General features: G+C 72.3%; 19 protein-coding genes. 9 read left to right on the forward strand and 10 right to left on the reverse strand.

What is annotated here, in order from left to right; translation table 11 throughout:
* Positions 1-367, forward strand: a 367-nt coding sequence (locus CA984_RS22475) for an excalibur calcium-binding domain-containing protein (protein ID WP_133061744.1), incomplete at its 5' end; no start/stop codon positions are given.
* Here the strand turns inward: CA984_RS22475 and CA984_RS22480 are convergent.
* Complete coding sequence (locus tag CA984_RS22480) at positions 364-1,740, reverse strand: NCS2 family permease (RefSeq protein WP_086575546.1); 1,377 nt, start codon at positions 1,738-1,740, stop codon at positions 364-366. The genes CA984_RS22475 and CA984_RS22480 overlap by 4 nt on opposite strands.
* A 33-nt stretch (positions 1,741-1,773) precedes the next feature.
* Positions 1,774-3,993, reverse strand: coding sequence for a xanthine dehydrogenase family protein molybdopterin-binding subunit (locus tag CA984_RS22485; protein WP_086575547.1), 2,220 nt, complete (start codon positions 3,991-3,993; stop codon positions 1,774-1,776).
* 92 nt (positions 3,994-4,085) lie between these two features.
* Between CA984_RS22485 and CA984_RS22490 the strand changes: the two genes are divergently transcribed.
* From CA984_RS22490 to CA984_RS22510, 5 genes are all read left to right on the forward strand, one after another.
* Positions 4,086-5,591, forward strand: coding sequence for a PucR family transcriptional regulator (locus CA984_RS22490; RefSeq protein ID WP_086575548.1), 1,506 nt, complete (start codon positions 4,086-4,088; stop codon positions 5,589-5,591).
* Positions 5,592-5,828: 237 nt separating this feature from the next.
* Complete coding sequence (locus CA984_RS22495; protein ID WP_086575549.1) at positions 5,829-7,121, forward strand: helix-turn-helix domain-containing protein; 1,293 nt, start codon at positions 5,829-5,831, stop codon at positions 7,119-7,121.
* A 56-nt stretch (positions 7,122-7,177) separates the two neighbouring features.
* Entirely contained in the window at positions 7,178-7,786 is a 609-nt protein-coding gene (locus CA984_RS22500; protein WP_086575550.1) for a copper resistance CopC family protein, read from the forward strand.
* On the forward strand, positions 7,783-9,819 hold the full coding sequence (locus tag CA984_RS22505) for a bifunctional copper resistance protein CopD/cytochrome c oxidase assembly protein (protein WP_086575551.1): 2,037 nt from the start codon (positions 7,783-7,785) through the stop codon (positions 9,817-9,819). The genes CA984_RS22500 and CA984_RS22505 overlap by 4 nt, the downstream gene beginning before the upstream one ends.
* Before the next feature lie 189 nt (positions 9,820-10,008).
* Positions 10,009-10,416 carry a sensor histidine kinase gene (locus CA984_RS22510; protein WP_133061745.1) on the forward strand — a complete coding sequence of 136 codons (408 nt, stop codon included), beginning with the start codon at positions 10,009-10,011 and terminating at the stop codon, positions 10,414-10,416.
* A gap of 3 nt (positions 10,417-10,419) precedes the next feature.
* Here CA984_RS22510 and map read toward each other — a convergent pair whose 3' ends face one another.
* Positions 10,420-11,268 carry a type I methionyl aminopeptidase gene (gene map, locus CA984_RS22515; RefSeq protein WP_012889292.1) on the reverse strand — a complete coding sequence of 283 codons (849 nt, stop codon included), beginning with the start codon at positions 11,266-11,268 and terminating at the stop codon, positions 10,420-10,422.
* Positions 11,269-11,313: 45 nt separating this feature from the next.
* Here map and CA984_RS22520 point away from each other — a divergent pair, with 45 nt between their 5' ends.
* On the forward strand, positions 11,314-11,496 hold the full coding sequence (locus CA984_RS22520; RefSeq protein ID WP_031167675.1) for a hypothetical protein: 183 nt from the start codon (positions 11,314-11,316) through the stop codon (positions 11,494-11,496).
* A 238-nt stretch (positions 11,497-11,734) separates the two neighbouring features.
* On the opposite strand, the gene CA984_RS22525 is transcribed toward CA984_RS22520, so the two are convergent.
* Entirely contained in the window at positions 11,735-12,394 is a 660-nt protein-coding gene (locus tag CA984_RS22525; RefSeq protein WP_086575553.1) for a cyclase family protein, read from the reverse strand.
* Positions 12,391-12,660 (reverse strand): CBU_0592 family membrane protein, encoded by a 270-nt coding sequence (locus CA984_RS22530; RefSeq protein ID WP_063767791.1) that lies wholly within the window; start codon positions 12,658-12,660, stop codon positions 12,391-12,393. Before CA984_RS22530 ends, CA984_RS22525 begins: the two co-directional genes overlap by 4 nt.
* A gap of 103 nt (positions 12,661-12,763) precedes the next feature.
* On the opposite strand from CA984_RS22530, the gene CA984_RS22535 reads away from it, so the two are divergent.
* The gene (locus CA984_RS22535; protein WP_086575554.1) at positions 12,764-13,705 is read left to right on the forward strand and encodes a LysR family transcriptional regulator; all 942 of its coding nucleotides are present in this window, start codon (positions 12,764-12,766) and stop codon (positions 13,703-13,705) included.
* A 163-nt stretch (positions 13,706-13,868) separates the two neighbouring features.
* Here the strand turns inward: CA984_RS22535 and CA984_RS22540 are convergent, their stop codons facing one another.
* Positions 13,869-14,447 carry a hypothetical protein gene (locus tag CA984_RS22540; protein ID WP_086575555.1) on the reverse strand — a complete coding sequence of 193 codons (579 nt, stop codon included), beginning with the start codon at positions 14,445-14,447 and terminating at the stop codon, positions 13,869-13,871.
* 126 nt (positions 14,448-14,573) lie between these two features.
* Here CA984_RS22540 and npdG point away from each other — a divergent pair, with 126 nt between their 5' ends.
* Positions 14,574-15,239, forward strand: coding sequence for an NADPH-dependent F420 reductase (gene npdG / locus CA984_RS22545; RefSeq protein WP_086575556.1), 666 nt, complete (start codon positions 14,574-14,576; stop codon positions 15,237-15,239).
* Between the two features lie 26 nt (positions 15,240-15,265).
* On the opposite strand, the gene CA984_RS22550 is transcribed toward npdG, so the two are convergent.
* From CA984_RS22550 to CA984_RS22565, 4 genes are all read right to left on the reverse strand, one after another.
* A complete protein-coding gene (locus tag CA984_RS22550) occupies positions 15,266-15,871 on the reverse strand; it encodes a response regulator transcription factor (protein WP_086575570.1) in 606 nt (201 codons plus the stop codon).
* 132 nt (positions 15,872-16,003) lie between these two features.
* On the reverse strand, positions 16,004-17,104 hold the full coding sequence (locus CA984_RS22555) for a sensor histidine kinase (RefSeq protein WP_086575557.1): 1,101 nt from the start codon (positions 17,102-17,104) through the stop codon (positions 16,004-16,006).
* Positions 17,105-17,114: 10 nt separating this feature from the next.
* Complete coding sequence (locus CA984_RS22560; protein ID WP_086575558.1) at positions 17,115-17,876, reverse strand: ABC transporter permease; 762 nt, start codon at positions 17,874-17,876, stop codon at positions 17,115-17,117.
* Positions 17,869-18,786 carry an ABC transporter ATP-binding protein gene (locus tag CA984_RS22565; protein WP_086575559.1) on the reverse strand — a complete coding sequence of 306 codons (918 nt, stop codon included), beginning with the start codon at positions 18,784-18,786 and terminating at the stop codon, positions 17,869-17,871. The genes CA984_RS22560 and CA984_RS22565 overlap by 8 nt, the downstream gene beginning before the upstream one ends.
* Between the last annotated feature and the right edge of the window lie 43 nt (positions 18,787-18,829).

Here is an 18,829-nt window from a genome sequence, read left to right on the forward strand (position 1 = left end):
GCCCACGACCCCACCGGGGACGGTCCCCACCGGCACCGCCCCCACCGGCACGGCCGCGACGACCGGGACCACCACGACGACCGGGACCACGACGGGGACCACGACCGGGACGACGACCGGGACCACGACCGGGACCACGACCGGGACGACGACCGCCACGACGCCCCCCGCCCCGACCGCCGCGCCCACGGCGGCGGCCCGCGGCAAGCAGGACCGGGAGGGCGGGGACAATCCCCGATACGCCGACTGCAAGGCCGCGGCCAAGGAGGGCTACGGGCCCTACTACCGGGATCAGCACAAGGAGTACAAGTGGTACGTCGACAAGGACAATGACGGCGTCGCCTGCGACCCCGACGACATGGTCTAGCCGATCAGCACCCGGATGCCCTCGATGGCGAAGTAGGCCGCGAAGACCAGGGTGACCACCCACAGCAGCCACGGGATCCGCCGGACCCGGCCGGTCGCCGCCTGGATGACGGTGTAGCTGATCACACCGGCGCCGACGCCGTTGGTGATGCTGTAGGTGAACGGCATCATGACGATCGTCAGGAAGGCCGGGATGGCCAGGGTCAGGTCCTCCCAGGGCACGTTCCTGGCCTGCGTCATCATCAGGGCGCCCACCAGCACCAGCGCGGGGGCCGCCGCGGCGGCCGGGACGACCGTGGCCAGCGGGGTGAAGAACAGGGTCAGCACGAACATGCCGCCGGTGACCAGGGCGGCCAGGCCGGTCCTGGCGCCCTCGCCGACACCGGCCGCCGACTCCACGAAGACCGTGTTGGCCGAGGCACTGGAGAACCCGCCGATCGCCCCGGCCACGCCGTCGACGGTCAGGATGGCCCCCAGCCGGGGCACCCGGCCCTCGGCGTCCACCATGCCCGCCTCGTCGCTCACCCCGATGATCGTGCCCATCGCGTCGAAGAACCCGGACAGCACCAGCGTGAACAGCACGACCGTCGCGGTCACCGCCCCGGCGCGGGCGAACCCGCCGAACACGTCCACCTGGCCGATCAGCCCGGCGTCCGGCAGCGCCACCACCGCCTCCGGCAGCCGGGGCACCACGACGCCCCAGACCGCCGGGTCGATCCTCGCGACCGAGTTGACCACGATCGCCAGCACGGCGGTGACCACGATGCCGATCAGGATGGCCCCCCGGGTCTTGCGCACGAACAGCACGATCACCAGCAGCAGGCCGAAGCAGAACAGCGCCACCGGCCAGCCGGTCAGGTGCCCGGTCCTGCCGAGTTGCACCGGCGTCCCCGTCCCCCTCGCGACGAACCCGGCGTCCACCAGCCCGATCAGCGTGATGAACATCCCGATGCCCACGCTGATCGCGTGCTTGAGCGCCAGGGGGATGGAGTTCATGATGAGCCGCCGCACCCCGGAGACCGCCAGGATCACGATCACCAGGCCTTCCAGCACGACCAGCCCCATCGCCTGCGCCCAGGTCATGAACGGCGCGGCCTGGTAGGCGACCACCGCGTTCAGCCCCAGCCCCGCCGCGACGCCGAACGGCGCGTTGCCCACCAGCCCCATCAGGATCGTGCTCACCGCCGCCGCGATGATGGTCGCCGCGGTGAGCTGCGGGATCGACAGCTTCGCGCCGGTGACGTCGACGGCCCCGCCCAGGATGATCGGGTTCAGCAGGATGATGTAGGCCATCGCCATGAACGTGGTGAGACCGCCCCGGACCTCCTGGCCGACGGTCGAACCGCGTGCCGACAGCTCGAAGAACCGATCCATAGCTCCCCCCTCGCGCGGGGGGACGATCGGTTCCTACCCGTTCGGCACGATGTCATGGGGGCGGATGGGCACCCGTGACAGGGGCAGGCCGGTGGCGGCCCGTACGGCGGCGGCCACGGCGGGGGTGGACGACAGCGTGGGAGGCTCGCCCGCACCGCGCAGGCCGTAGGGGGCGTGCGGGTCGGGGTTCTCCAGGATCGACACGCGCATCGGGGGCATGTCGAGGACGGTGGGGATCAGGTAGTCGGTGAAGGAGGGGTTGAGCACCCGCCCCTCCGCGACCTGGATCTCCTCCATCAGCGCCAGCCCCAGCCCCTGCGCCGAGCCGCCGTGGATCTGCCCCTCCAGCGCGGACAGGTTCATGATCTTCCCCACGTCCTGCACGGCTGCCAGCTCCACCACCTTGATCAGGCCGAGCTCCACGTCCACGTCGACCACGGCGCGGTGCACGCACAGCGCGAGCTGGGTGTGGGAGTCGCCCTGCCCGGTGACGGGGTCCATCGGGAAGGTCGGCCGGTGCCGGTACTCCCGGGTCTCCTCGACCGCCCCGGCCCGCTCCAGCGCCTCCACCAGCGACGACCCGTCGGCCCGCAGCTCGTCCAGCCGCTCCCGTACGGCCTCGCAGGCGGTCTTGACCGCGCCGCCCGTGACGTACGACTGGCGGGAGGCCGAGGAGGACCCGGCCGAGCCCACCGAGGTGTCGGCCTGGGCGACCGTCACCCTGTCGACGCCCAGCTCGGTGCGGGCGATCTGCTCCTGGATCGTCACCAGGCCCTGGCCGACCTCCGCCGCCGCGGTGTGCACGAGGACGTGCGGCTCGCCGCCGAGCAGCTCGACCCTGACCCGGGCGGTGGAGTAGTCGTCGAAGCCCTCGGAGAAGCAGATGTTCTTGATGCCGACGCCGTACCCGACGCCCCGCCGCACCCCCTCGCCGTGGGTGGTCTGCGACACGCCGCCGGGCATGTCCAGCAGGTCCGCCCCCGCGGCCTCGGGCAGCGGCATGGACGCCAGCTCGCGGAGCATGTCGGCCAGCGGCGCGGGACTGTCGATCACCTGCCCGGTGGCCAGTGTGGAACCCTGGGAGACCGCGTTGCGGACGCGGACCTCGACCGGGGAGATGCCGCACGCCTCGGCCAGCCTGTCCATCTGCGACTCGTACGCGTAGCAGGCCTGCACCGCGCCGAAGCCGCGCATGGCCCCGCAGGGCGGGTTGTTGGTGTAGACGCCGTAGGCGTCGATCCGGACGTTGCCCACCTCGTACGGGCCCACCCCGAGGGAGGCGGCGTTGCCGACCACGGCGGGGGAGGAGGAGCAGTACGCGCCGCCGTCGAGCAGGATCTCCGCCTTGACGTAGAGCAGCCTGCCGTCGGAGGTCGCGCCGTGCTCGTAGCGCATCCAGGCCGGATGCCGGTGCACGTGACCGAAGAACGACTCCTCGCGGTTGTAGACGATCTTCACGGGACGGCCGGTGCGCAGCGCCAGCATGCACGCGTGGACCTGCATGGACAGGTCCTCGCGGGCGCCGAACGCGCCGCCCACCCCGGCCAGCGACAGCCGTACCCGCTCGGGGGGGAGCCCGAGGCAGGGCGCGATCTGGTCGCGGTCCACGTGCAGCCACTGGGTGGCGACGAACAGGTCCACCCCGCCGTCCTCGGCCGGTACGGCCAGGCCGGACTCCGGGCCGAGGAAGGCCTGGTCCTGCATGCCCACCTCGTACTCCCCGGTGACCACCACGGGGGCCTCGAAGTCGGAGCCGACCCGGACCGGCTGGTGGCGCAGCACGTTGCCGTGGTCGTGGACCGTCGGGCAGGAGGGGTCGAAGGCGGCCCGGCGCGGATCGACGACCGCCTCGCGGACCTCGTACTCCACGACGATCGCCTCGGCCGCGCGCCTGGCCCGCTCGGGATGGTCGGCGGCCACCAGCGCGACCGGCTCCCCCTGGTAGCGGACCTGGTCGACGGCCAGCACCGGCTGGTGCCTGTGCTCCAGGCCGTAGAACTTCTCGCCCGGCACGTCCTCGTGGGTGAGCACCGCCAGCACGCCCGGCATGGCCAGCGCAGGGCCGATGTCGACCGAGCGGATCCAGGCGGACGGGTGCGGGCTGCGCAGGGTCACCCCCCAGATCATGTCCGCGAGGTAGAGGTCGGAGGAATAGGCGAACTCGCCCGTCGCCTTCAGCGTCCCGTCGGGGCGCGGCACGCTCTCGCCGACGCCCTGGCTCCGGCCCTGCCGGGTCTCGATGCCGCTCACCACAGCAGTACATCAGCCCAGGTCAGAGGTGAACATGGCGGACGCGACGAAACGCGGGACGGGGCTGTTGACGGCCCTTGTAGTTTTATCCAATTATGCGGATACGTGACCTGGTCGGGATGGCGGAGCTCGGGCTCACCCTGCTGGCGGGCGAGGAGCACCTGGACCGCGACTTCACCGGCGTGCAGATCACCGACCTGCCCGATCCCGGGCGCTACCTGTCCGGCGGGGAGCTGGTGCTGTCGGGCCTCATGTGGCGCAACGGGCCCGAGGACTCCGAACGGTTCGTGGGCCGCCTGGCCGAGGCCGGGGTGGCCGCGCTCGGCGCCGGCAGCGCCTGGCTCGGCCAGGTGCCCGACGACCTCGTCCGGGCGTGCCGCGCGCACGGCCTGCCGCTGCTGGCGGTGCCCGTCGAGGTCTCCTTCCGGACGGTCGCGGAGATGGTCGCCCCCCGGCACGCGGAGCTGCGCGACGCCCTCGGCCGCCACCGCAGGATCGTCGCGGCGGTCGCCGAGGGCGCCGGCCTGCCGGAGCTGTTCGCGCTGATGGACGGGGAGCTCGCGATGGCGGGCGCGGTCGTCTCCTCCACCGGCGCACTCATCGCCGGCGCCCTGGACCGGGCGGACGCCGTACGGCTCGCGCACGAGTATCTGACCGCCCCCCGGCTGCCGCACGCCGTCCGCGCCCCCTCGGGGACCTTCACCCTCTTCGGCGTGGGCCGCGAGCACCGCGCCGCGGGCTGGGCCCTGGTCTGCGGGGGCGACCTGCTCGGCGAGGCCGACCTCGGCTTCGAGCTGGCGGCCTGCGTCGCGCTGGAACGGACGAGGATGGAGGAGGGCAGGCGGGTCGAGCGCCGCCTCGCCGAGCAGCTGATCGCGCTGGCCCGCTCGGCGGGGAGCGATCCGGCCGAGCTCAACGCCGGCCTGCGGACCTGCGGGATCGGCCCGGCCGAGCCGTACTCCGTGGTGAACGCGACCGTCGCCCGGCCCGGGGCGACCGGGGGGCCCGACCCGGCCGGGCTCGGCGGCCGGGTCCTGGAGGAACTGCTGCGCCCCCGGGTGGTGGCCGCCGCGGGGGCGGACGGGGCGGTGGCGCTGGTGCCGCTGAGCGGCACCGCCGGCGAGCTGGCCGAGACGCTGCGGGCGGGCGCGCGGGCGCTGGCGGCCGGGCTGCCCGGGATCCGGGTGTCGATCGGGGTGAGCGCCGCGCTGACCGGTCCGTCGGCGATCCGGGGCGGCGCGGAGGAGGCGGGTCACGCGCGGCGGCTGGCGGAGGCGCGCGGCGGGGGAGTCGTGACCAGTGACGAGATCTACACGCACGCGCTGCTGCTGGCCACCGTCCCCGACGACGTGCGGCGGTCGTTCGCGGCGAGGACGCTGGACCCGCTGTCCGACTACGACCGGCGTCACAACTCCGACCTGGTGCGGACGCTCGGCACGTTCCTCGACTGTGTGGGCTCGTGGAACGCCTGTGCCGAACGCCTGCACGTCCATGTCAACACGGTCCGCTACCGCATCCGCCGGGTGGAGGAGCTCACCGGACGGGACCTGTCCACGATGGCGGACCGGGTCGACCTGTTCCTCGCCCTGCGAGCGAACTGATCCTTCGGTCAGTCCGGGTGGTTCCAGCCCAGGGACTGCATCACGTACCACTCCGAAGAATACTCAGAGGCGGCCTCTGAGGGGGCAGACGAATCAGCGCTTGCGGTCGTAGCATTACCGGTGACGGCAAAAGCGGCCGTAAACAGCACGGCGAGGGCGGACAAGGCGAGACGTCGGCGCACGGGGAGACTCCTGTCGTAGGTTCTGCTGCTCGAATGACATCTTTCAAGGGGTAACGTGACTGGTCAAGACTTGGTCGGGCAGCGCATCAAGACCGTCCGCCGGCAACGGGGCCTTTCCCAGGCGCAGCTAGCTCATCCGGAACTTTCGGACAGTTACGTGTCGCTCATCGAGAGCGGCAAGCGCACTCCGACCCCTTCCGTGCTGGAACTCCTGGCCGAAAAGCTCGACTGTTCCCTCACCTATCTGATCAACGGCGTAACGGCCGAGCAGATGCAGGAGATCGAGCTCGCGCTGAGCTACGCGCAGCTGGCCATGGACAACGGCGAGGTCGCCGAGGCCCGCACCCGCTACGCCGAGCTCCTCGCCGACAACGGCCTGGCGGGCCTGCCCCAGCTCAGGCAGGACGCCGAGTACGGCCTGGCGCTGGCGACCGAGGCCTGCGGCGACCTGGACGAGGCGATCGTCCTGCTCAACACGCTCCGCAGGAACGAGGCCGCGCTGATGGCCCCCGAGCGTCACGTCGCGGTCGCCGTCGCGCTCTCGCGGTGCTACCGCGAGCAGGGCGACCTGGCCCAGGCGGTGCAGGTCCCCGAGCAGATCATCGGCGGGGCGGTCCGGCCCGCCTGGACCGACGACCTGATGAGGCTGGGCGCCCAGCTCCTCGCCGCCTACGTCGAGCGCGGCGACCTGCTCCGGGCCCGTCAGTTCTCCGCCGAGGTGCTCGCCGCCGCCGACCTCCTCGGCTCGCCGCAGTCGCTCACCCTGGCCCACTGGGGCGCCGCGATCGTCGCCGTCGAGACCGGTCACTCCGATGAGGCCGTCACCCACGTCGAGCGCGCCATCGCCATCCAGTCCGAGTACGGCGACCCCCGCCGGCTGGCCCGCCTGCGCGGCGACTACGCCCAGGTGCTGCTGACCGTGCGGCCCATGGAGGCGGAGGCCTGGCGCGACGTGCTGCTCAAGGTGGAGTCCGAGCTGGTCGAGACCTCCGCCAACCCGATGGACAAGATGCGCTGCGCGATGAACCTCGCCCGGGTGGAGCTGCTGCTCTCCCAGTCCGAGCGCGCCGGCGAGCACATGCGCGCCGTCTGCGACCTGCTCGACGGCATGCCGCAGGTCCTGCAGGCCGAGGCCCGGCTGCTGCACGGCGAGACCCTCGCCGAGCTCGGCAGGCAGGACAAGGCCATACAGGAGCTGCTGACCGGGGCGGAGTGCCTGGAGCGGTCGCCGACCACCCGCTACACGGCCCACGCGTGGCTGACCGCCGCGCGGATCCTGGAGCGCATCGACGAGCCCGCCCGGAGCGTGGACGCCTACCAGCGGGCACTGGCCTGCGTGGGACTGTAGATCGGGACGGGGAGGGGTCAGGACCGCGTGATGGCGTCGGTAGCCTTGGGATTGCCATGAAGACTTCCCCTGTCGCGGTCGTTCTCGCGCTCATCGCCGCCCTCGTCCTCGGCACGGCCTTCGCCTCGCCCGCCCTCGCCCACGACACGCTCAAGAGCAGTGATCCTGCCAAGGGCGCCAAGGTCGAGAGCCTCAAGCAGGTGAAGCTGACGTTCAGCGCCTCGGTGCGCTTCCCGAACGTCGTCGTGCACACCGCGGACAACGTCGCCCACCAGGACGGCAAGCCCGCCGTCGACGGCGCGGTGGTGACCCAGCGGCTCAAGGACGACCTCCCGCCCGGTGACTACGTCATCGCCTACCGGGTGGTCTCGTCCGACGGCCATCCGATCGAAGGGGAGATCCCCTTCACCCTCGTCGGCCCGGAGACGCCCTCCGCGGCGCCGTCCGAGAGCGTCTCCGAGTCGCCGGCGTCCCCGGCGGCCCCGGCGCCCGCCGAGAGCGCGGCCCCGGCCACGGCCGTGATCAGCCCGGCTCCCGCGGCCCAGGCGGAGCAGGAGCCGGAGTCCTCGGGCGGCGTGCCCGGCTGGATGTGGCTCATCGTGGGCGGCGTCACCGGCGTCGGCATCGGCCTGTTCTTCAGCATGCGCAACAAGAAGAAGCCATGAGCGGGCAGGGGCAGGCCACCCAGGCCGAGCGGCGGGCGGAGACGGGCCGGACGGTGAAGCTCGTGCTCGCGGGCATCGCCGCGGCCGTGGCCGGCCTGGTGATCGCCATGATCGCCGGAGGCACCGCGAGCCCGCGCATCATCCCCGGCCTGCCCGACGAGGGCGCGCTCACCCGCTGGGGGCTGCCGCTGTCCAAGCTGGCGATGGACGTGGCGGGCGTGCTCACCGTGGGTGTGCTGCTGGCCGCCACGGCCTTCCTCCCCAGCGACAAGGGCCTGCTCGGCAAGCCCGCCCTCGTCTACGTCAGGGCCGCCTCGTGGCTCGCGCTCGTCTGGGCGGGCGCGGCGGCCGCGACGATGGTGTTCAGCCTGTCCGACGCGCTCGGCCTGCCCGTCCTCGACGTGCTCGGCGGCAACGAGCTCACCAGCTTCGCCAGCCAGGTCTCCCAGGGCATCTCGCTCACCCTGGTGGTGCTGTTCGGGGTGGCGATCGCGCTGTTCGCCCGCGGGGCGATCACCGCCGGCGCCGCCGCGGGCCTGCTCCTGCTCGCCCTGATCACCCTGCTGCCTCCCGCGCTGACCGGGCACTCCGCCTCCTCGCCCAACCACGACCTGGCGACCACCGGCGTCGCGGTGCACCTGCTGGTCCTCGCGCTCTGGGTGGGCGGGCTCGCGGTGCTCTGCGGCCACGCGCTGCGCCGGCAGCCGCACCTGGCGGTCGCCGCCGCCCGCTTCTCCTCGATGGCGCTGTGGTGTTTCATCGGCGTGGGACTGTCGGGCCTGTTCAGCGTCCTGGCCCGGCTCACCTCGCTCTCGGAGCTCTTCACCTCCGACTACGGCCTGCTGCTGCTGGCCAAGACCGCCGCGTTCGCGGTGCTCGGCGCCATCGGCTGGTGGCACAGGAAGCGGACCCTGCCCCAGCTCGCCGCCGGCGGGCCGGGCGCCTTCGTCCGGTTCGCCTCCTGCGAGATCCTCGTCATGTTCGCGACCGTCGGGCTGGCCGTCGCGCTCTCCCGCACCGCCCCGCCTCCGGCGGTGCTGCCGGCCGACCGCGCCTTCGAGCTGCTCGGCTACCCCATGCCGCCGGAGATCTCGCCGGCCAACCTGGCCTCGCTGTGGTGGCTCGACCTGTTCTCCGGCACCCTGATCGCCCTGCTGGGCGGGCTCTACCTCGCCGGAGTCGTACGGCTCGCCCGCCGCGGCGACTCCTGGCCCGTGGGCCGCACCGTCGCCTGGTTCATCGGCGTGCTGATCCTGCTCATCGCCACCCAGAGCGGCGTCTCCCGCTACGCCAAGGTGCTGTTCAGCGCCCACATGGCCGAGCACATGACGCTGTCCATGCTGGTGCCGATCTTCCTGGTGCTCGGAGCCCCGGTCACGCTGGCGCTGCGCGCGCTCAAGCCCGCCGCGCAGCGGGGCGACCGGGGGCCGCGCGAGTGGCTGACCACGATCCTGCACAGCAGGTACGTCAGTTTCGTCGCCCACCCGGCGATCGCCACCGCGATCTTCGTCGTCTCCACCTACGCGCTGTACTTCACCCCGCTGTTCGCCGCCGCGATGGAGGAGCACCTCGGCCACATCGCCATGACGGTGCACTTCCTGATCAGCGGCTCCCTGTTCTTCTGGGTGATCATCGGGGTGGACCCGGCGCCGCACAAGCTGCCCCACTACGCCAGGTTGATGCTCCTGTTCGTCACGATGCCCTTCCACGCGTTCTTCGGCATCGCGCTGATGAGCATGGGCACCGTGCTCGCCGGTGAGTGGTACGACCAGCTCGGCCGCACCTGGGGCGTCTCCGCGATCGCCGACCAGCGGACCGGCGGCGCCATCGCCTGGGGCTTCGGTGAGATCCCGACGCTGATCGTGCTGATCGCACTGGCCTTCCAGTGGTGGCAGGACGACGACCGCAAGGCCCGTCGCGCCGACCGCCGGGCCGACGCCCTCGCGGCACGCACCGGCGGCTCCGGCGACGCCCAGCTCGACGCCTACAACGACTACCTGGCCGAGCTCGACAAGAGGGAGCGCGCAGAGTAGCGGGACGGCTACGGCCCCCTATCTTCCATCCCCGCCCCAGGCGCCTCCGGTAGCCTGGTAGGCGGGGGTTCGGGCATCACCGCAGCGGGTGCAGCGCTTGGTCGTCGCGCGCCACGTCGAGTCAGACCTGCCGGCCGCGTGCCGTGCCGGGAGACCGGTGGTCGCCTTGTGCGTCAGGAAGGTTGATCAGTGTCCGAGGAAGTGCGCATGCGTGGCGGGCGGAGCCGGAGTCTGGCACAGGCCCTTGAAGAGCATCTCACCGAGTGGGCCGAGCGCACCGGGACCGTCGTCGAGATCTGGGCGCTGCCCGGTGAGGACGTCCCTCCCCGAGCCGCCAGGGCCGTTCTGGCCACGCTGGACGAGGCCCTCTCCAACGTCGAGCGGCACAGCCGCGCGAACATCGTCTCCGTCGCCGTGACGCTGGGCGGGGGCGGGCTGCGCATGACGGTGAGCGACGACGGCGTCGGCTTCTCCGGTCCGGCCGCGGGCCGGGGGATCACCGCCATGCGGGCCCACTTCGCCGACCTCGGAGGCACCCTCACCGTCAACGGCGTCATGGGCGGGGGCACCACCGTGACCGCCGCGGCGCCCCGTTAGCCCTCAGGGCAGCGTCAGGATCTCGTGGCCGGTGTCGGTGACCAGGATGGTGTGCTCGAACTGGGCGGTCCGCTTGCGGTCCTTGGTCACGGCGGTCCAGCCGTCGGGCCAGATGTCGTAGTCGATCGTGCCGAGGGTCAGCATGGGCTCGATGGTGAACGTCATGCCGGGCTCCAGGGTGACCGCCAGCGACGGGTCGTCGTAGTGCGGGACGATCAGGCCGGAGTGGAACGTGGTGCCGATGCCGTGGCCGGTGAAGTCGCGGATCACGCCGTAGCCGAACCGCTTGGCGTAGGCCTCGATGATGCGGCCGGCCACGTTGAGCTGGCGGCCGGGCGCGACGGCCTTGATGGCCCGGTTGGTGGCCTCGCGGGTGCGCTCGACCAGCAGGCGTGACTCCTCGTCCACGTCGCCGACCAGGAAGGTGGCGTCGGTGTCGCCGTGCACGCCGCCGATGAAGGCGGTGATGTCGACGTTGACGATGTCGCCGTCGCGCAGCACCGTGTCGTCCGGGATGCCGTGGCAGATCACCTCGTTGATCGAGGTGCACAGCGACTTGGGATAGCCCCGGTAGCCGAGCGTGCTGGGGTAGGCGCCGTGGTCGCAGAGGAACTCGTGACCGATCCGGTCGAGCTCGTCGGTGGTGACGCCGGGCGCCACGTGCCTGCCGACCTCCTCGAGCGCCTGGCCGGCGAGCTTGCCGGCGATGCGCATCCGCTCGATGATCTCGGGCGTCTTGACATCGGGCTCGCCGGTCTTCGGGGATTTCTTCCCGACATACTCCGGCCGCTCGATGCCGGCGGGGACCTTGCGGATGGGCGAGATCCGCCCGGGCTGGAGCAGTGTCGTCATGGTCCCCCAGTCTAGTTGTGCTTCCCAGTGGGCAGTATTGCCGTCATGAGTGATCAGTGGTGGTTCTGTCTGAAGCACATGGCGGTCGAGCCCGACGAGGGATGCCCGAACAAGGACCGGCTGGGCCCCTACGAGAGCCGGGAGGCCGCCGCCAACGCGCTGAAGACGGCGGCCGAGCGCAACGAGGCGTGGAAGGAGGAGGACAAGACCTGGAACGGGGACGACTAGCGGCCCCGGCCGGGGAGGCCGCCCCGGCTCCCCGCCGATGCCCCCGATGCCGCCGATGCCGCCGGGTCGCGGAAGGCCGGGCTCGGGGCCGTGGGCGCCGGCCTCGGTCGGGTCTCCGCCGGAGGCGCGGGTGGAGACACCGGCGACGGGCCCCTGCCGCCGAGCAGGCTCCCGCAGGACTGCCACGCCGGGGCGGACAACCGGTCGCGCGCCCCGCTGAACAGCCGGAAGTCGCCGCTCAGCCGTCCAGGACCGCGTAGGCGCGGACCGGGAAGGTGCCCATGCCCGCCACCATCGGCGGGGTGGCGTGGAAGCGGAACCCCGTGTCGGGGAGCGCGGCCAGGCCGGTCATGTGCTCCACGATCGGGATGCCCGCGCCCAGCAGGAGCGTGTGCGCGGGACGTTCGCCGCGGGGCGGGGTGTCGTCGATGTTCAGCGTGTCGATCCCGACGAGTGCCGCGCCCTGGGCCACGAGCCACTCGGCGGCCCCGGCTTCGAGGTAGGGGTGGCCGTGGAAGTAGTCCTCGGTGCCGAAGTGCCGGTCCCAGCCGGTCTGGACGAGCACGGCCCTGCCTCGCACGTCGCATCCGGCGAACCGGTCGCGGCCCACCGAACGCAGGCCCTCGGCCCGTACGACCACCCCCGGCAGGTCGGCGACGGCCTCCAGCGGCACCCCGGACAGGTCGGGGCCGTCCGGGTAGCGGTGATAGGGGGTGTCCAGGTAGGTGCCGGTGTTGGCGACCAGTTCGATGCTGCCGATGTGGAACTCGGTGCCGGGGGCGTAGACCTCGCGCGAGGCCTCCCTGGTCAGGTGCGCGCCGAGCCGTGGCCCGGGGATCCCCGGGTAGGTGCGCATGCCTTCGGTGATGCGGTGGCTCAGTTCGACCAGCCGGGTCATGGGACGTTCACCGTCTTCTTCCTGGTCCGGGCCATGACCATCCTGGTGACGGCCACCAGGCCGATCACGCCCCAGACGACGTTGAGGATCGCCGAGGGCCACGCCGAGTGGTAGGCCGTATTGATCATCAGGGCGATCGCCCCGACGAGGTTGATCGTCTGGAACGGCATGCCGTCACCGGCCATCCGGGAGGCGGACACCATGGCGTAGCCGTACAGCATGACGCCTGCGCCGAGCCAGCCGAGCGCGTTGATCAGGAGGGACACCGGATCACACGCCGGTGGGGATGGTGGGCATGCCCCCATGATCCTGGCGCCCATCCCTGAAGGGCAAATAAAGTCTCCTTAACATCCACGTAAGCTCAGCTGCATGGAAATCGATCCCCGCCGCCTCCGGGTACTCCATGAGGTCGCGCGACGCGGTGGCGTCGTGCGCGCGGCCGAGGCGCTGCACCTGACCGCCTCGGCGGTCTCCCAGCAGCTCGCGCTCCTGGAACGGGAGGTCGGACTCGCGCTCGTCGACCGGTCGCAGCGCCGGATCGCGCTCACCCCGGCGGGGCGGGTCCTCGCCGGATACGCCGAGCGGGTCGAGGAGGAGCTGACCGAGGCGAAACGGGAGCTGACCCGGTTCTCGGAGCTGCTGGCCGGGCCGGTGTCGATCGCGGCGTTCCCCACCGTCATCAGGCATCTGCTGGTGCCCGCGCTGGGCACGCTGGCCGAGCGCCACCCCGAGATCAGGCCGCGCATCCACGAGCTGTACGGCCCGCCCGCGCTGCAGGAGCTCCGCCTCGGCGGCATCGACCTGGCCATCACCGAGCAGGACGCCGACAAGCCCGTCCCGGTGCGGCCCTCGGTCGTCTCCCACCCCCTCCACGTGGACGAGTACCGCATCGTGGTGCCGCCGAGCTGGACGGAGATTCCGCGCGGCGTCGCGGAGCTGGGCGGCGTGCCCTGGGTGGCGGGACCGGCCGACCAGGCGTGCGGGCACGCGCTGGAACGGCTGGCCGCCCTGTACGGGTTCACCCCGCACCGGGCGCACGTGATCGAGGAGTTCCCGCCCACCCTCGCCCTGGTCGCGGCGGGGCACGGGGTGGCGATCGTGCCGTCGCTGGCCCTGCTGGACGTCCCGGCCGGAGAGGTCGTGGTCACCGACATCACCGGTGTGGGCGCCCGCCGCCTGGACGCCGTCACCCGCGTCAGCCGTACCCGGTCGGGGGAGCCCGGCCCGGTGCAGGCGGTGGTCGTCGCCGCGCTGAGGGCGGCCGCGGAGGGCCTCGTCGCACGGCTCGGGGAGCGCTACGAGGTCCGCTGACCCGAGGGCCCGCCGGTGGTGCGCGGACCGGCCGGTTGCCTGCTGTGGCCGGTCGGGTGGTGTGCGGGCCGGCCGGTTGCCTGCTGTGGCCGGTCCGGTGGTGTGCGGGCCGGCCGGTTGTCCGCTGTGGCTCCGGTGGCCCGCGGGCGGGCGCGGGCTCCGGTCAGTCGGCGACCTGGGGGCCGCTGACCCGCTCCAGCAGCCTGGCCAGCCGGTCGCGCAGGCCGGGGCGCCGCTCCACCTGGCCCGCCGCCATGCTGACCAGGTGCTGGGCCCCGTCGAAGGAGAGCGGGGCCTGGGCGGGGACCGCCAGCGCGTCGTGGGCCAGCCCCTCCAGCTCGGGGTCGCCGCCGTCCAGGGCCAGGATCGTGGCGCCGGTGCGCCGGGCGTCGCTCACCCGTTCCAGCAGGGGCGCGGGGGCCTGCTCCTCGGTCACCACGAACAGCGTCTCGCCCCGCCGGGCCCGCTCGATCCGCTCCAGACCGACCCGCAGGTGCGCGGGCCCGTCCGGGGCGGGCGCCCAGCGCACCAGCGTGGGGGCGAGCTGGGGCAGCCCGACGAGCCGGGCCTCGTCGCTGAGATGCGCGGTCAGATGCCAGGGCTCCTCGTCGGGAGTGCCGACCACCAGCAGGCCTCCCGGGGACCGCGTCGCCCGCAGGGCGAGACCGAACTCGCGGGTGCGCTCCACCCAGCCGGTGGAGTCGAGGATCTCGCGCAGAAGTGCCACCGACCGAGCGTCCATGCGTCCATGTTGCCGCAGTCACCTCCGATTGGTTGCGCGAACACGGGTCCTGGCATGATCTGAGCATGTCGTGGGGCCGGGTGAGCCCGGCGCCGACCTGCACAGGACAACGCCGAGGAGCGACGAGTGAGCACTGACAGTCTGGACGTGAGCGGAATCTCGATCGGGATCCTGGGCGGCACCGGTGATCAGGGCAAGGGGCTGGCCAGGCGTTTCGCCATGGCGGGACATACCGTGCTGATCGGTTCGCGCAGCGCGGAGCGGGCCGCGGAGGCGGCGGCGGGCCTCGGGCTGCCGGCGCGCGGCGCCGACAACGCGACCGTGGCCGCCGAGGCCGACGTGGTGATCGTGGCGATCCCGTGGGAGGGCCACAGGTCCACCCTGGAGTCCCTGCGGGCCGAGCTGGCCGGCAAGATCGTCATCGACTGCGTCAACCCGATGGGCTTCGACAAGCAGGGCGCCTACGCGCTGGCCGTCGAGGAGGGCAGCGCCGCCCAGCAGGCGGCCGCGGTGCTCCCGGACAGCCGTGTGGTAGCCGCCTTCCACCACGTCTCGGCCGTCCTGCTGCTGGACCCCGACGTCGCCGAGGTCGACCTGGACGTGCTCGTCCTGGGCGACGACCGCGAGGCCACCGACACGGTCCAGGCGCTCGCCGGCCAGATCCCCGGCGTCCGCGGTGTGTACGCCGGCCGCCTGCGCAACGCCCACCAGGTCGAGGCGCTGACCGCCAATCTCATCTCCATCAACCGCCGCTACAAGGCCCACGCCGGGCTCCGCGTCACCGACGTCTAGTACCTTCGTGTTCTAGATCCATCGTTCTAGATCCATCCGACGTCCTCGGCGATCCGGACGGCGTCGATCTTGTTGCGGGCGCCGGTCTTGGTGATGGCGCTGGTCAGGTAGTTGCGCACCGTCCCGGTGGAGAGATGCAGCCGTCCGGCGATCTCCTCCGCCGGGGCCCCCTTCGCGGCCTCCTTGAGCACGGTGGCCTCGCGGGGGGTCAGCGGGCTCGCACCGTACTCGATGGCGGCGGCGACCAGCTCGGGGTCCAGCACCCGCAGGCCCTGGGCGGTGCGGCGGATCGCGTCCGCCAGATGGTCGCCGGGGGCGTCCTTGACCAGGAACGCCTCGATGCCCTCCGCCAGCGCCCTGCGCACCTGGCCCGGCTGGCCCATCGCGGTCAGGATCAGGATCCGGCAGCCCGGCAGTCTCTCGCGCAGCTCCACCGAGGCGGTGATGCCGTCGACGCCGGGCAGTTCGATGTCCAGCACCGCCACGTCCGGCCGGGTCCGCAGGGCCTCGGAGACGATCTGGTCGCCGCGGACGACCTCGGCGACCACCTCGATGTCGGGCTCCAGCCGCAACAGCGCGGTGAGCGCCGCCCTGATCATGTGCATGTCCTCGGCGAGCAGCACGCGGATCACGCCGCCACCTCCGTCACGGGCCGGCATCCGCTGTTCCCGGGCCGCTTCCCGCCGGTCATGCCGCCACCTCCGTCACGGGCCGGCATCTGCCGTTCCCTGCCTGCTTCACGCCGATCGCGCCGGTCACGCCGGTCACGCCGGAACCTCCATTGTGAGCCGGAACCCGCCGTTGTCGGTCCGCTCCGCGCTGACCGAGCCACCCAGGCCGCCGGCCCGTTCCTTCAGGCCGGTCAGGCCGCCGCCGTCCACCGAGCGCCTGCGGGCGCGGTCGTTGACCAGCTCCAGCCGTACGGCGCCGCCGTGCGCGGAGGTGCTGATCGAGCAGGTCGTCGCGTGGCTGTGCCGTACCACGTTGGTGATCCCCTCCCGCACCGCCCAGGCCAGCACCTCGTCGACCGGCCGGGGGACCTGGAGTTCGGCGAGGTTGGTCTGGCAGTTCACCCCGGAGGCCTCCAGCAGCGCGACCGCCCGGTGCACCTCTTCCCGCAGCGACATCTCCCGGTAGCCCCGCGCCACCTGCCGTACCTCCTGGGCGGCGTCCCTGGCGATGTGGACCAGCTCCGACAGCTCGGCCCGCGCCGCCGCGGGGTCGCGCTCGACCAGCTTGCGGGCGAGGTCGCCCTTGAGGGCGATGGCGGTCAGGTTGCTGCCCAGCCCGTCGTGCAGGTCCCGGGAGATCCGCAGCCGTTCCCGCAGCACGGCGGCCTCGGCCAGCTCCGTCCTGGCCTGCTCCAGCTCCCTGCTGACAACGACCAGCCGCACCGCCCCGTAGGTCACCCCGCCCGTCACCACGACCGTGATCAGGTTGTAGATCGGCACCGTCAGGTAGCCGCCCGACACGCGCATGCCCAGCCAGAAGGTGATCACGCCGATCACGGTCATGATGGGGATCGCGAACCTCGGCCGGAGCCGGACGAGCACGACCCCCGTCAGGATCGTCGGCATGCTCACCGCCCAGTTGTAGCCGAGGACGACCCAGAGCGAGAGCAGATAGGGGATCGGCGCGTAGGTGGCCGCCGTCTGGACGATCAGGGCGACCGGGACGCCGCCCTGCCCCCTGCCCCGCAGCGCGGCCTGTATCTGCAGGTGGTGCGGGATCAGGAAGGCGATCGAGGCGACTGCCAGGGCCCCGGCCTCCAGCGGAGACCTGGCGAGGGTGAGCAGGTTGGCGGTGAAGCCGATCGAGATGGTGTAGACGACGCCCACGGCCAGGTGCTGGGGGTTTATCCGCATGGCAGTGAATTTATGACCTTCTGGCTTCCCAGCGGAACCACTTCATGATCGCGAAGAGCCCGACTGCGGCCCAGACCGCCAGGGTGAGCGCCGGTACGGCCGCCGCCCGCAGGTCCCCGGTGAGCGTGCCGTCGGCCGCGTAGGCCGTACGGACCAGGTCGACCACCGCCCCCGTGGGCAGCAGGTCCAGCGCCGTCAGGAGCCACTCCGGCAGAACCTTGTCGAGCGGGCCGAAACCGCCCGCCCCCATGCCCGCGAGGAAGTAGAACGGCATGGTCATCGGTCCTGCGAGCTCGGCCCTGCGAACGAACGCGGTGAAGGCGGTCCCGAGAACGGCCAGCACGCTCGCCCCGCCGGCCAGGGCCAGCAGATACATCAGGGGGTTGCGGGGGAACGACAGGCCGGTGAGCGCGTACAGCACCAGCGAGCTCGCGGCGAGCAGCAGCACGGCCTGGACCGAGGTGTTGACGATCTCACCGCCGAGGATCGCCCGGTCGCTGAGTCCGGTGGCGCGCATCCGCTTGAGGATGAGCTGATCCCGCCGGGCGGTGAGGACGGTCGCGATATGGCCCATCGAGGCGATCCCGAGCAGTATCGGGACCATCCCGATGTGCTGGGCCAGCACATCGGCCGGAGGGGCGCCGACCTTGTCGATCAGCAGGGGGAGCCCGGTGCCCACCCCCAGGGTGACCGCCACGGACGAGGCCAGCACCATCCGGTCGCGCCAGAAAAGCCGTCCGCCGAAGCGGGAGACGACGGCGAGCTCATACATGGCCGAACTCCTCCTGGCCGGTCGCGGAGGACGCCGCGAGATCGAGGAACAGGTCTTCGAGCGTCGCCGTACGGACCTCCAGGCCGCGCAGGCGCAGGCCGCGCTCGCCCGCCCAGCTCAGCAGGGTCTGGGCGGCGAGGTCGGGGTCGGCGACGCGGCAGATCGCGGTACGGCCCTCCAACGTGGCCACGGGCACCGGCAGCTCCTCCGGGGTGACGACGGAGGGAAGCTCGAAGGCGACCCGCCCCGTCTGGGCGGCCAGGGTCTCGGCCATGCCGCCGCTCGCGACGATCACTCCCCGGTCCATGATCGCCATACTGGAGGCCAGCCGCTGGGCCTCCTCCAGGTAGTGCGTGGTGAGCAGGATCGTGGTGCCCTGCCTCGCGAGGCCCCGGATGACCTCCCAGGTGTTCTTGCGCCCCTCGACGTCCATCCCGGTGGTGGGCTCGTCGAGGAACAGGACGTCGGGCCTGCTCAGGACGGCCAGGGCCAGGTCCAGGCGGCGCTTCTCCCCGCCGGAGAGCTGACGCACCTTCGTGGCGGCCTTGGCGACGAGCCCGGCGAGCTCCAGGGCCTCCGCGCGCGGCCGGGCGGCGGCGACGAAGTCCCGCCAGGCGTCCACGGTCTGCGCCACGGTCAGGTCGGGGAAGAACCCCGCCTCCTGGAGCATGATCCCGATCCGCGCCCGTACCTTGGCCCGATCTCTGGCCGGATCGAGTCCGAGCACGCGCACCGTGCCCTCATCCGGGGCCTGGAAGCCCGCCAGCACCTCCATCGTCGTGGTCTTCCCGGCGCCGTTCCGCCCGAGCAGGGCGAAGATCTCGCCCGGGGAGACGTCGAACGAGACGTCCTTGACGGCCAGGAAGTCCCCGTAGCTCTTCCTGAGTCCGTTCACCTGAATCGCTGTCATGCCTTCGATCCTGGAGACCGGCCGTGCCCGGCGACAGTGAGGA

This window comes from Streptosporangium minutum, assembly GCF_002149035.1.
Taxonomy (GTDB): domain Bacteria; phylum Actinomycetota; class Actinomycetes; order Streptosporangiales; family Streptosporangiaceae; genus Streptosporangium; species Streptosporangium minutum.